The sequence below is a fragment of the Paenibacillus sp. FSL R5-0636 genome (assembly GCF_037974255.1).
GTDB classification, from domain to species: Bacteria; Bacillota; Bacilli; order Paenibacillales; family Paenibacillaceae; genus Paenibacillus_AQ; species Paenibacillus_AQ odorifer.
In genome coordinates, this window is sequence record NZ_CP150232.1 from 4693972 (window position 1) to 4707328 (window position 13357).

The 13357-nt window shown below is 44.7% G+C and carries 9 protein-coding genes; 2 read left to right on the forward strand and 7 right to left on the reverse strand.

What is annotated here, in order from left to right:
* Nucleotides 1-205: 205 nt before the first annotated feature.
* From MKX34_RS21380 to leuC, 6 genes are all read right to left on the reverse strand, one after another.
* Nucleotides 206-2938 carry an S-layer homology domain-containing protein gene (locus MKX34_RS21380; protein WP_081384044.1) on the reverse strand — a complete coding sequence of 911 codons (2733 nt, stop codon included), beginning with the start codon at nt 2936-2938 and terminating at the stop codon, nt 206-208.
* Between the two features lie 87 nt (nt 2939-3025).
* The gene (locus tag MKX34_RS21385) at nt 3026-3685 is read right to left on the reverse strand and encodes a GerMN domain-containing protein (protein WP_076297409.1); all 660 of its coding nucleotides are present in this window, start codon (nt 3683-3685) and stop codon (nt 3026-3028) included.
* A gap of 116 nt (nt 3686-3801) precedes the next feature.
* Entirely contained in the window at nt 3802-5241 is a 1440-nt protein-coding gene (locus MKX34_RS21390) for an N-acetylmuramoyl-L-alanine amidase (protein WP_038572397.1), read from the reverse strand.
* Between the two features lie 149 nt (nt 5242-5390).
* A complete protein-coding gene (locus tag MKX34_RS21395; protein WP_143763777.1) occupies nt 5391-6983 on the reverse strand; it encodes an N-acetylmuramoyl-L-alanine amidase family protein in 1593 nt (530 codons plus the stop codon).
* A 186-nt stretch (nt 6984-7169) separates the two neighbouring features.
* Nucleotides 7170-7772, reverse strand: coding sequence for a 3-isopropylmalate dehydratase small subunit (gene leuD, locus MKX34_RS21400; protein ID WP_036676325.1), 603 nt, complete (start codon nt 7770-7772; stop codon nt 7170-7172).
* A gap of 29 nt (nt 7773-7801) precedes the next feature.
* On the reverse strand, nt 7802-9226 hold the full coding sequence (leuC, locus tag MKX34_RS21405) for a 3-isopropylmalate dehydratase large subunit (RefSeq protein WP_076297407.1): 1425 nt from the start codon (nt 9224-9226) through the stop codon (nt 7802-7804).
* 1371 nt (nt 9227-10597) lie between these two features.
* Between leuC and MKX34_RS21410 the strand changes: the two genes are divergently transcribed.
* Nucleotides 10598-11509, forward strand: coding sequence for a LysR family transcriptional regulator (locus MKX34_RS21410; protein ID WP_076101451.1), 912 nt, complete (start codon nt 10598-10600; stop codon nt 11507-11509).
* An 85-nt stretch (nt 11510-11594) separates the two neighbouring features.
* On the opposite strand, the gene MKX34_RS21415 is transcribed toward MKX34_RS21410, so the two are convergent.
* Nucleotides 11595-11792, reverse strand: a complete 198-nt coding sequence (locus tag MKX34_RS21415; RefSeq protein WP_036676321.1) for a hypothetical protein — start codon at nt 11790-11792, stop codon at nt 11595-11597.
* Nucleotides 11793-12224: 432 nt separating this feature from the next.
* Between MKX34_RS21415 and proB the strand changes: the two genes are divergently transcribed.
* Nucleotides 12225-13328, forward strand: a complete 1104-nt coding sequence (proB, locus tag MKX34_RS21420; RefSeq protein WP_076101454.1) for a glutamate 5-kinase — start codon at nt 12225-12227, stop codon at nt 13326-13328.
* The last annotated feature ends 29 nt before the right edge of the window (nt 13329-13357 follow it).

Genomic DNA, 13357 nt, shown 5'->3' on the forward strand with positions numbered 1-13357 from the left:
TTCAACACATACGATACTGGCATTATATTTCAAGTATTAACGCCTTGAATGTCCTTATAAGAACAGTAAGCGTTTAAGCGAGAAATATAAGACATACAGTATAGGAGCAATACTTATACTTTCTTATATTTCAAAAAAAACGTCTTGACGCAGGTAAAGCCCCCTGTGTCAAGACGGTGATTCACTCAGAAATCCACCATTGCAACTATTGTTTCACAATTTCAACCAAAATATCATTATTGAAATACATTATAATATTATCATTTTCTTTCAAAGATTGCACGGATAAAGTCGAATCTCCCTGATGAATATATACATTAGCAGGAACAAAGAATTGATATTTATCATTTAGATTAGCTCTCTTAGTCGACAATAAGTTAGTTGCACTTTCATAGCGTGAGAATGTTCGACTAAGTTGAGACATTACACGAACGATTGTAGATCCATCCGTATCCTTACGAATCTCTACTCGGTCACCTGTGGTCAAGTTGCTAAGAGCAGTCGTTGTGGAGCCATCACGTATGATTTTGACTCCTCCGCTCACCGCTAAAGTCTGTGTTGCTCCAGCAAAATCTTTCACAACCAAGCTATTCCCAGCGGGATCTACAGAACTTACCTGACCTGTTGTAAGCTTAATTGCTTGAATAGCCAGTGGTGTGCTTCCATCGAAGGTCACGTTAAGATAATCACCCGATTTTAAAGCTGTTAGCTTAATGCTTTCACCAGCTTCATTGGTCATCGGGATAGCATAAGTATTGATCTCGCTGGTTCCCCCATTCCATTTGATGCTCAAACGGTTGGTTCCAGAATTAACCGTTGCTGCTTCAACCTGAAGAACTGACTTTACTTTCAGGACAGCCACAAGGTCCTGATTTGCAGTTAACGAGGCTGTCACATAACTGCCAACAGGAACATCTGTTACGGTTGGATTCGTTTTACCAAAGATATCAATAAACTGTGGAGTTGGCAGTGTCAGACTCTGTCCGTCATTTAGCTTCATAACTATAGTTCTTGAGGCAACATTGATTGAAGTAACGGTTCCTTCATACTTCGTAACAACTTCCAACGATAACGCACGTTGTCCGATTGCCTTTATATTCACCTTGCGATTCTCGGTCAGTCTTGCCCCAATGCTAGTTAAGTTAGGAAGTACACCTTCATAGGACAGCTTTGTTTTTTCATCCAACTGAACCACATGTGCCTTATTGTTAGTATCCATAACCGTCAACAGCTGCGTTTTAGAATTATAGTCTATAACCGCTGCTCCACTATACTGTTCAATTTGACGGCTTAACACTTCAATTTTGGTGACTTGATCGCTGCTGTTTAGGGTAACCTGAATCTTGTCCCCACCTACTGCATCAGCAATAAGATCATCAGCTACTGCTCCACTCATGTTCGGAATAACAATCGTCGGTTTAGTGCCAAGCAGTTTAACCTCACGATTTCCGTCTGCTTTTTTGTAAACAACTGTGGAACTAGTCAGCTCGGTAAGTACCCCGTCAACTGTCCGTTCAACACCTTCTGTCACTTCTACAGTGCGGATCACATTATCTTGAATCGTATATTTGACCGCATTACCTGTCTTCAAATCTGCAGGTTGCAGCACTGATGCTTGAGAGCTGAATAATGAAGTCCCATCTTCCCATTTAAAAGTTTCTACAGTACCCGCAGTATTTTTGAAAGTAATGCTTTTACCAGTAAGATCTACACTTTGAATAGTGCCTGTTGTTGTTTTGTTAACAACCCCTGAAGTCACTTGAACCTTTACTACTTTATGTGAACCACTATACGTTTCACGTTGCAGTGAAACTACACTATCTGTTACCAGCGAAGCAGGTTCAATTCCAGCTCCATTTACATCCACAAAGGAAGTAGTCTCATCGTAGTAGTATTCTGTGAACCCTGTTGGTGACTTTAACCAAAGCTTATTACCTGGAGCTACCATGGCGAAGTTTCCTGACAGAGTCTCTACTTGTTGTGTAGGGTCAGTCACTTCAACATAAGCCGCGTTATATGTCGCGCCAATTACAGTAACCTTAGTGTAGGGTTGGACATCACTTAGATTGATTCTGCTTTCAGAAGCACTTGTGTAATAAGCAGTGCTTGCTCCCAGGGTATATGTAGAAGTCTTTCCGTTGTTATAGACGGATAGTTTCCCATCTGCTAATTGACTGATCGTTCCTGATACCGTGTTGTCGTATTCAACCGTATTGTGAGCTTCAGCGCGACTGAAAAAAGTCGCCAATTGCGCACGTGTTACAGCGCCTTGCGGATCAAAACGATTGCCATCAAGTCCATTGGCTAGGCCTAAATCAACGGCAACGTTGATGTAACCACGTTTGTTGGCAGACACTTTGGTATCATCTGCAAAGCCAGTTGGCTCACTAGCAGCCCCTGCTGCATCTGCGCTTTTTCCAAGGGAGCGGATTAACAGCTCCGCAATCCATTCCCGGGATGCTTTACGCTCTCCCCAAGAAGTCTTCAGATTATCTGGAGCCATTTCGGTTGCTTTATCGAGTAATCCTTGTTGAAAAGCCAACACAACATAATCCTTGTAATAATTTGTAACCTTAAAATCGGTAGGCAATGCTACCGCAGAAGAAGCATCCACTTTATCCTGCAACTTCATAAACCGCAGGGCCATAAGCACTGCTTCCTGTTGAGTTACAGAATCTCCAGGACGGAACAATCCATTATTCCCAACCACAATTCCTTGTGAAGCGAGTTTGTAAATATGTTTTTCAGCCCAGAAGCCTGTCTTCACATCGCTAAAAATCCCTACAGATTGAGTAGTGGTTGATGTCGGTGTAGTGGCAGCTGTGTCTGCAAACACTGCACTTGCACCACCAAAAACCATAACACCAGCCATAACAGCCGACACTGCTTTATTAGAATAAGCCTTCAATGGACGTTTTGACCTTTTTTGCGCGGACAATAGATTATTCCCCTCTCTATGACTCAAATAAATAGTATGTTTAAAAATTCGTCAGCTAGATGCCTAATTCCTTTGTTGCATGACCAATTAAGAATTATCTCTAGTCATAGGATGCAATAGATCCACATGGCCCATCAGACTCTCTACCTTTTCACCATCAACTAAAACTTCGATACTCTTTACTTCCGCAAATTGAAAATAAGTTTTGGCAAGTGAAGTAATGGCAAAGGATTCTCCACCCGCACCAAGCTGAGCTTCATCTGGTTTATGAATATCCATTACGATTTGCCCCTCTACGAATTTCAATGATTTCAGCTCAATTTTTCCCCATAAAGGTACAAGATCTGTATTCTCATTACTTTGCAGTGCTTTGAACGTCTCTGTATATTTCTCAATATCGTCAGAGTAGTTAATCGTAGTCTTAGCAGGCACTAAATCCATAATTTGCGAATCTGTGTAATAAACTTCAATACTCTGGCTTTGCTTTTGTGTCTCATTTTCTACCGGCTTCGATGACGGCTGAGTTTCTGCATTAGTAATATCTGCTGTCGGTTGCGGAGTGCTAGCCACTTCGGTTTCCTGATCATCAGACGGAGCTGGGGTACTTTCTCCCGCACCACTTACAACGTTTGTAGTATCTTGCTCCACTCCATTAGCAGGAGCTGCAGTAGGCTTATCTCCACAGCCAGCAATCACTAGTAGAAGCAGCGCAGCAACCCCAACCATAGTCCATTTTTGTTTAAACATTAATAAACGCCTCCTCTAGATGAATACGGGCAGACAGGTACCGCAAAACCACTTCTTGCCTTTTAATTGATAAAAGCAGAAAGCTGACTTTGCGGCGCTCGTCTGCCACTGGTCTGTTATTTTATACCCAAATATTCCTTGATTCCACTCACTATTGAAGCAGCAACTTTGTTTTGTAATGCTTCCGTAAAGAGCAATGTCTCATCCTTCTTATTGCTAAGGTATCCTACTTCAAGTAGAACAGCAGGCATTTTCGTTTCACGAATGACATGGAAATTCCCGTATCGTACACCGCGATCACTAAGCCCTGTAGCCTCAACTAGATACTTATGCATCACTTTCGCTAAGGCCTTACTGGCTTCCCGCTGATAATACGTTTCTGTCCCGCTTGCCGCAGAAGATGCGGAACTGTTGGCATGTACAGAAATGAATAGATCTGCTTTTAAATTATTAGCCATAGCCGCCCTATCCTTGAGCTCCAAGAATGTATCGTCACTGCGTGTCAGTACGACGTCGATATTACTTTCTTTTTTCAGCAATGCTGCTGTCTTAAGTACTATAGCTAAATTAAAATTCTTTTCGTATTTTCCTGTTACTCCTACTGCACCAGAATCTTTAGCTCCGTGCCCTGCATCCAGTACTACCAGCTTCTTGCCATCATTACCTGGCTGTGTTGAAGTATCATCCGTACTTTCTGCATTCAGGTCAATGATAACCAACTTAGAATCAGTTCCAGATACGCTGATGTTATAATTCTTAGGATAATTCAAATCAATTACAAAACGTACAGTATAAGGGTTGGAGCTATAAAGCGAATACCGGACGCCTGATACATCAGGATAATCCTTCACTTCCAGTTTGCCATTCAGATCAGGATCAAGAACTTGTCCCGTACCAAACAGATCTGAGAAAGTGGCATTAGGAAAATCAATAACTAACCGATCCGGCCCTGTCATTACACTTACTTTTGGCGCTGAATTACCTTCCATCGCAATGCTCAAACGATTCTCACTAAAGCTCAAACCATTTATCATGGTTAAATTCTTAGTAGGATCTACCGGCGGAACAACCTCAGATCCACCATTTCCAGAGTTTCCATCTGAACTTCCGTTTTCATTTGAGGATCCTGGGGTAATAAGGTACACGATCTTCTTTGCATTATCCCAAGTGACGGTGAGACCAAACTGCTCACTTATGAACCGTATAGGTACAAGTGTCGTATCACTCCGCAGGACAGGTGCAGTGGTAAGCTGTACTGTTTTGTCATCAACCGAAGCTGTCTTTTGATTAACAATAAGTTTGATGACCTTACCTTGCTGTTCAATCGTCACCGTTTTGCTTTTTTGATCCCAGCCCACGGTATAACCAAGACTCTCGGAGATCAATCTCAACGGTACCATGATAGTATCATTCACATTTTCAACCGGTACTTTTTGCCCTGCAGTAATCTCTTTGCCGTCCAGATAAATCTTGCTATTCGCGGCAGCAGCATGTCCATGCTCAGGCAAAACCAACACAAAGAGCAACAAAAACAACATCAAACTGAATTTCTTCATTCTTCACCTCTAAGAATCTAGTATTCGCCTGTGAATGGCGATCGTGGTGCCCTGTCTCCGTCAACCTCAGACCTCTATTAGACGCTGGTAATCTATAAAGGTTGCGAATATATTCCATAAAAATTGAGAAATCTCACCAACCTCAAGTCTTAAAGCCCCAGATATTCCTTAATCCCGGCAACAATTTCTCTCGCTAATTTCTCTTGAAGCTGCTCACTATACATCGCCGACTCATTCCCTGAATTTGTAAGATATCCTACCTCCAGCAAGACTGCCGGCATAGTAGTTTCTCGTGTAACATGTAGGCTTTTCGTACGAATCCCGTTGTCTTTAAAACCAGTAGCGGCTAATAAATGCTTATGCATAATCTGAGCAAGAGGCAGACTATCACTGCGAGAATAATAGGTTTCACTGCCATTTATTTTATCTCTATTTGGATATCCAACATCTAGCGAATTCGCGTGCACTGAAATAAAGAGATTCGCTTTAGCAGCCTCCGCAATTTTCACGCGATCCTGAAGCCCCAAGGTAGCATCATCCGTTCGAGTAAAGACCACGTCAACTAATGCTTCCTGCGTTAACAGCGTTTGTACTTTGCGGATGACGGCCAGATTGAAGTCTTTTTCCAGCTTGCCTGTGAGACTGACAGCTCCAGATTGAGTTCCGCCATGCCCCGCATCTAGAACTACAATGGGTTTACCTAACGTTCCATTAGCCCCTGGGGTGTTGCCTCCGCTGCTAGTTACATTCAAATCAATCGTAACCAGCCCGGTGCTTTCATCCGTACTAAGCTGGTACGGTTGATTTCCAACCGTTTGAATTACGAATCTGACAGTGGACGGACTCACACTGAACAGTGCATAACGGATCTCAGAAACGAGCGGGTAGCCGACAACGTCCAGCTTACCTTGAGGACCTCCAGTGCTGGTAACACCCGAAAGACTTCCAATGAAATTCGGATCGAAAGCAGCACCCGGAAAATCTACGACGATTCGATCAGGGTTGCTCATTTTTGTAACGTTTGGCTTAGTAGCCCCCGATACAGCGATAATAAGCCGATTCTCAGTGAATACTGCCCCGTTTACTAGAGGGCCTGTTGGAATTCCTGCTGTGCTTCCTGGTGCCGTAGTTGTTTGTGGAACTGGTGTCGGGCTGGGTGAAGTTACTACACTGCCAGCAGTTGTCCCGTTGTCACTTCCCGGCGTAGCACTTGGAGTTGGGACAGGTGTAATAGTTGCTGTTGGATTGGTAGTATTCCCCTCAGGTGTCATTGCAGAATTGCTAACTTGTCCACCTGTCAAATAGACGGTTTTATCAACATTATCCCAGCCCACCTTTAAGCCGAACTGCTCGCTTACGAAACGAATTGGAACGAGTACTGTGCCGCCACTCTGCTTAGGAGCTGCATTTAAATCAAACGTCACCCCATCTGCATCAGCTGTTTTCCGTCCTACCGCCAGCTCAATGCTTTTACCATCCTGTTGAACGGTTACTTTCCGGGTCTGCTGCTCCCATAACACCTCGAATCCAAGATTCTCTACTACCACTCTGACCGGAATCATAACGCTACCATTTACGTTTTCGAGCTTAATTCCTTTTGGCAAAGCAAGTTCCTGATTGTCCATAATAATTCTGCCTGCGCTGCTACCAGCTGCGGCAGCTTCTTGTCCGGTGGATGATAATAATAATAATGGCAGTAACAAAAGCAGCAATATACGAAGCCCAGCTCTTCTCATTCTCATTTTCCGCTCCTTCTGCAAGTAATAGATCCTAGATAAGTATTTAGACGACAGAAATCACCAAATGTTTCCTTAATGACCAATGAATATATCGATTATAGCAAAAAAACTTCTATTTCCGACACCCGGAAATAGAAGTTTTGCGTATTTTTTGTAAAGTTTAAGAATCAGACCAGTTATATCCTCTTTTTAAGAGAATAGCTTTGCAGCATGACGCTCTTCATAAGCAGCAATTTCATCCGCATGTTGAAGGGTCAAACCGATATCATCCAAGCCTTGCAGCAGGAATTGACGACGGTGCTCATCCAGATCAAAGTTGATGCTCAGTCCGAATTCATCTTGTAAAGCGTTGTTCTCAAGATCAACTGTCAGCTTGTAGTCCTCATGCTCAGCTGTCCGTTTGAACAATTCATCCACTTGCTCTTCCGAAAGCTTAATCGGCAGAATGCCGTTCTTAAAGCAGTTATTGTAGAAGATATCCGCATAAGAAGGTGCAATTACAACTCTGAACCCGTAATCCATAATCGCCCATGGTGCATGCTCCCGAGAGGATCCACAACCAAAGTTAGCGCGTGAGATCAGAACAGAAGCCCCTTGATAACGTGGTTTATTCATTTCGAAGGCTGGATTATCGTTACCTTCTTCATCAAAACGCCATTCATAGAACAAAAACTGTCCAAATCCCGTCCGTTCAATCCGTTTCAAAAACTGTTTCGGAATAATCGCATCCGTATCTACATTCACCCGGTCAACTGGTGCAACAATTCCTGTTAATTTTTTAAAAGCATCCATAGTTTTATCCTCCCGTGTTCTCTCTAGTTCTATGAGCTGACGGCTTCCGTCTTATAATTCCAATCACGTACATCAGTGAAACGACCTTTGATCGCAGCTGCGGCTGCCATAGCTGGAGATACCAGATGTGTACGTCCTCCGCGTCCTTGGCGTCCTTCAAAGTTACGGTTCGAGGTAGATGCACAGCGTTGTCCAGGCTGCAGAACATCCGGGTTCATGGCCAAGCACATGCTGCATCCCGCTTCACGCCATTCAAAGCCAGCTTCAGTAAAGACTTTATCAAGTCCTTCTTTCTCAGCCTGCATCTTAACACGGCCCGAGCCTGGAACAACAATGGCAGTAACCTTTTCAGACACCTTATGACCTTTAGCTACCACTGCTGCAGCTCTCAAATCTTCGATCCGTCCGTTAGTGCAGGAACCAATAAATACATAATCAATCGGAATTTCAGAAATAGGTGTTCCAGGAGTCAAATCCATATATTCAAGCGCTTTTTCAGCAGCTTTACGTTCATTTTCAGTGGTGAAGTCAGCCGGATTCGGTACGCTGGAGTTGATGTCAGTACCCATGCCCGGGCTAGTCCCCCAGGTCACTTGTGGAATCAATGTTTCCACATCAAATTCAACAACCGTATCGTACTGAGCGCCCTCGTCGCTTACAAGACTCTTCCATGCTTCTACAGCAGCATCATAAGCCTCACCTTGCGGTACGTATTGACGTCCACGCAGATAATTAAAAGTAGTTTCATCAGGGGCGATCAAGCCAGCTCTTGCTCCGCCTTCGATCGACATATTGCAGACAGTCATACGTTCTTCCATCGACAATTCACGAATAGCTTCGCCTGTGTACTCAATTACATAACCTGTAGCAAAATCAGTACCGTACTTAGCAATAACACCTAGGATCATATCCTTTGCTGTTACGCCAGGGTTCCGTTTGCCTGTAAAGCGTACTTCCATAGTCTTAGCTTTGGATTGCTGCAAACATTGCGTAGCCATTACATGCTCAACTTCACTAGTTCCGATACCGAATGCCAGCGCGCCGAATGCACCATGCGTGGAGGTATGGCTGTCGCCGCAAACGATAGTTTTGCCAGGATGTGTCAAGCCGATTTCAGGACCCATTACGTGTACAACGCCTTGATCAATATCATTCAGATCGAACAGTCTTACACCAAAATCAGCACAGTTCTTAGAAAGGGTATCAATTTGTTGCTTGGAGATTGGATCTTTAATGTTAAAACGATCTTTAGTTGGTACGTTATGATCCATCGTTGCGAAAGTCAGCTCAGGACGGCGAACCTTCCGGTTGCTGAGACGAAGCCCTTCAAAAGCCTGTGGAGAAGTAACTTCATGAACCAAATGCAGATCAATATAAATAATGCTAGGTTTACCTTCCTCTTGATGAATAACGTGATTCTTCCAAATCTTCTCAAACATTGTCTTGTTGCTCATAATTTCACCTCATTAATAGAATCGTTCATTGGAAGAGAGCGTGGAGTCTCTCTTGAATGATCTAAATATAACACCCCTGTCTTTATAATTCCAAGATATGATATCTATAAAAGTGATAGCCTGAACCTATAAGCTGAGTTAGGGTATGTTGAGGCGCAATATGTAGGAGCGATGAGCAAGCGGGGTATGTAGCAGCGTTGCGCAAGCGGGGTGTGTAGCAGCGTTGCACAAGCGGGATGTGTAGCAGCGTTGCGCAAGCATAGTGTGTAGAAGCGATACGCAAGTGTGATGTGTTGGTGCGATGCGCAAGCATAGTGTGTAGAAGCGATGCACAAGCATAGTGTGTAGCAGCGATACGCAAGTGTGATGTGTAGGTGCGATGCACAAGCGTAGTGTCTAGAAGCGATGCGCAAGTGTGATGTGTAGGTGCGATTCGCAAGCGTAGTGTGTAGAAGCGATGCGCAAGCGCTATATGTTGGAGAGATGTGCAAGTGTGATGTGTAGGTGCGATTCGCAAGCATAGTGTGTAGAAGCGATGCGCAAGTGTGATGTGTAGGTGCGATGCGCAAGTGTGATGTGTAGGTGCGATGCGCAAGCGTAGTGTCTAGAAGCGATGCGCAAATGTGATGTGTAGGTGCGATTCGCAAGCGTAGTGTGTAGAAGCGATGCGCAAGCGTATTGTGTAGAAGCGATGCGCAAGCGTATTGTGTAGGTGCGATTCGCAAGCATAGTGTGTAGAAGCGATGCGCAAGTGTGATGTGTAGGTGCGATGCGCAAGCGCAGTGTGTAGAAGCGATGCGCAAGTGTGATGTGTTGGTGCGATGCGCAAGCATAGTGTGTAGAAGCGATGCACAAGCATAGTGTGTAGAAGCGATGCACAAGCATAGTGTGTAGAAGCGATGCACAAGCATAGTGTGTAGAAGCGATGCGCAAGTGTGATGTGTTGGTGCGATGCGCAAGTGTGATGTGTTGGTGCGTTTAGTTGTATTTTGTACAGCTATATTCCTGTGAATCATTCGTTAATGAATATAGCTGCATTTTGTACAGCTATTTTCATGATTTATCGCGTTATAGCTGGGAACTCTAGTTTTTAGTTGTATAGAATACACTTAAAACCAAAATGATCCCTTTTGCATACGAAATAGCTGTACAAAATACAGTTATTTCATAGATACTCTCAAGATCCGGCGCTAAAAATATACTGTTAGAGGATATCGGATACTTCGGTCAGTGTTGGAGGGTTAATCTCTTGAAATCAGGCCCGCAAATCCTGAGGAGCGATGAAGTGAAGGCTCTTTCGGGTTGCCTATACAAAACTATAATCCAATAGGATATACTTATAAGTAAATCATTTTCCTAAGGAGTTCATACATGGAACTGAGACAACTGCAGTATGTGCTGCAAATCGCAGCCGAAAAAAACTTCTCTCGTGCAGCGGACAAGCTGCATATTGCCCAGCCCTCGCTCAGCCAGCAGCTTTCCAAACTGGAAAAAGAGCTCGGCGTAATGCTGTTTCAGCGTAATACCAGCTCCGTTGAGCTGACCTACGCAGGTTCTAAATTCGTTGAACAAGCCCAGATTATCATTGACGCAGTGGAGCTGCTGCGGCAAGAAATGTCCGACATATCAGAACTGCGCACTGGACGTGTAGTTGTGGGCAGTATGCCGATAACAGGTGCACATCTTCTGCCGCATGTGCTTCCAGTTTTCAAACAAAATTATCCTGAGGTAGAAATTACGCTGCTCGAAGACTCGTCGATGAACCTAGAGAAACTCACGGCAAGTGGCCAGACCGATTTAAGCCTGCTCTCCTTACCCCTCGAAATTCCTGCTCTGGCTTATGAAGAGCTTGGAGAGGAAAGAATCGATCTCGCTGTTCCTCCTGAACATCCGCTCGCTAAACGAATCCTAGATGGAACACGGACCTCACTTGAAGAGCTTAAGGACGAACCCTTTATCGTACTTAAGGAAGGTCAGGGCTTCCGCAAAATGACAGTGGAACTGTGCCGGAAAGCCGGATTCGAGCCACGAATCGTTTTCGAGAGCAACAATATGGAAACCGTCCAGTCCCTAGTGGCAACAGGCATGGGCGTGACTCTTGTTCCTCGTTTTATCGCTCGTGCACCGCGGAGTGAATTTGTTCCAGTCTACTTACCGCTCGCTGATCCAGTGCCTAGTCGTACGCTAGTTGTAGCATATCGACGCGGACGATATTTATCCAAGGCCGCAAAGGCTTTTGTAGAGACATTCAAATCAACAGTGTCTGAATTAACGGAAGAATAGAATATATACAAATAAAGTGCCCCAGTAACCATTCGCGTGGTTGTCGGGGCACTTTTTCAGGTAAACCTCTTTTAACAGTACTAGATTATTTACGCAAATTACGCTGTGTAATCAGGCGGTTCTGATCATCCGACACATGTGCTTTACTTGAATCAGCCAATCCCTTATCAACTGGAGCCCCGGTGTGCTCTTCCACAAATTCACGAGTCACACTATTCTGAAGCTCTGCTACTTCGTTTGAATCTTGATTCTGTCCCTGCTCGGCATTGTTGTCTTTAGTCAATTTAATCCACCTCCTGGTAACAGATTATAAGTTCTTTACCCCTTCTCTTTGAGGTTAAACATAATATTTAGAGCTTTCTGCATGAAGAAATATATCCTACGTTTTCCCTTTGCAATGCAACGAGCTCCATGGTATTCTATTGAAAATAAGTGAAACGTGCAGACGGGACCAGTAAGAATGAGTCTAACCGCGCCTAGAGAGTAGATTCCGACAGGCTGAAAGAATTTACCGCGGTTTTCGTTCCGAATCCTACCCCCGAGCGGCCTGTGTCAAACAGGACGGATCCTCCCGTTATGAGAATGAAGTCGGATGATCCCTCATCAATGAAGGTGGTACCGCGGAAGTTTATAAGCTTTCGTCCTTTGCTAAGTCTAAGGATGGGGGCTTTTTGTTGTTTTCAGGACTTAATAAACGAAGAGGATGTGGACAGAAATGACGACGCGAATCGTGGTCAAAATAGGCAGCAGCTCGCTGACCGGACCCGAGGGCGGTTTGAATCGTGAAGCAGTCTCCTTTTTTGCCTCAGAGATTGCCGAGTTGAAGAAAAACGGCTGTGAGGTGTTGTTAGTAACCTCTGGTGCGGTAGCCGCCGGCTTCCGCAGTATCGGTTATCCAGCACGTCCGAAGCTGCTGCATGAGAAGCAGGCCGCTGCGGCTGTGGGTCAGGTACTGCTGATGCAAGCCTATCAGGAAGCTTTTGCCCAGCATGGAATTACTACCGCGCAAATATTGCTGACTCGCACCGATTTCTGCAGCCGCAGAGCCATGAATAACGCTATGATGACTGTAGAAGAGCTACTTCGCCAAGGAGCGGTGCCCGTATTTAACGAAAATGACACTGTCTCCGTAGATGAACTGAAATTTGGCGATAACGATACCCTCTCTGCGCTAGTAGCCAACCTGTTAAAAGCCTCTAGACTACTTGTCTTAACCGACATGGATGGTTTATACAGTGGAGATCCCCGCAAGCATCCGGATGCTGTCCGCTATCAGTTCGTAGATGACATTACACCGGAGATATATGCTATTGCTGGTGGAGCTGGCTCTAGTGTTGGAACAGGCGGTATGCGATCAAAAATCGATGCGGCCAAGATCGCTACTCGAGGTGGTGTTCCTGTCTTTGTCGGAAGAGCCACCGAACCTGGAGATTTACAGCTTGCTGCAACAGGAGAAGGCAGGGGCACTTATTTTGCAACGAAGCTATCCTCTCTCCCCGTCAAAAAGCAATGGCTTGGCTTTATGTCTACCCCTCTCGGCTCCCTATACGTGGACGAAGGGGCTGTAGAAGCTTTGCTTCATGGCGGTCACAGCCTGTTGCCTGTAGGCGTCAAACAGACAGAGGGTAGCTTTCACGCAGGAGATGTTGTAGAAGTACTTGGACCCGACTCCAAATTGCTTGGACGTGGGATTGTAAATTACGATGATGCTCAGCTGCGCAGCATTCAAGGTCTGCCAAGCCGTGAGATTGTACCAAAGCTGGGAGAAGTACACCGGCTTGAGGTCATTCACCGTGACGAATGGATTACACTGAGATAAACATTTTTTTCAATTCAAATATAGGGAGG

Bases quoted from the DNA above. Each gene is read 5' to 3' on its own strand.
- MKX34_RS21385 (WP_076297409.1), bottom strand. From the start codon at position 3,685: ATGTTTAAACAAAAATGGACTATGGTTGGGGTTGCTGCGCTGCTTCTA.
- MKX34_RS21390 (WP_038572397.1), bottom strand. From the start codon at position 5,241: ATGAAGAAATTCAGTTTGATGTTGTTTTTGTTGCTCTTTGTGTTGGTT.
- MKX34_RS21395 (WP_143763777.1), bottom strand. From the start codon at position 6,983: ATGAGAATGAGAAGAGCTGGGCTTCGTATATTGCTGCTTTTGTTACTG.
- leuD (WP_036676325.1), bottom strand. From the start codon at position 7,772: ATGGATGCTTTTAAAAAATTAACAGGAATTGTTGCACCAGTTGACCGG.
- leuC (WP_076297407.1), bottom strand. From the start codon at position 9,226: ATGAGCAACAAGACAATGTTTGAGAAGATTTGGAAGAATCACGTTATT.
- MKX34_RS21410 (WP_076101451.1), top strand. From the start codon at position 10,598: ATGGAACTGAGACAACTGCAGTATGTGCTGCAAATCGCAGCCGAAAAA.
- proB (WP_076101454.1), top strand. From the start codon at position 12,225: ATGACGACGCGAATCGTGGTCAAAATAGGCAGCAGCTCGCTGACCGGA.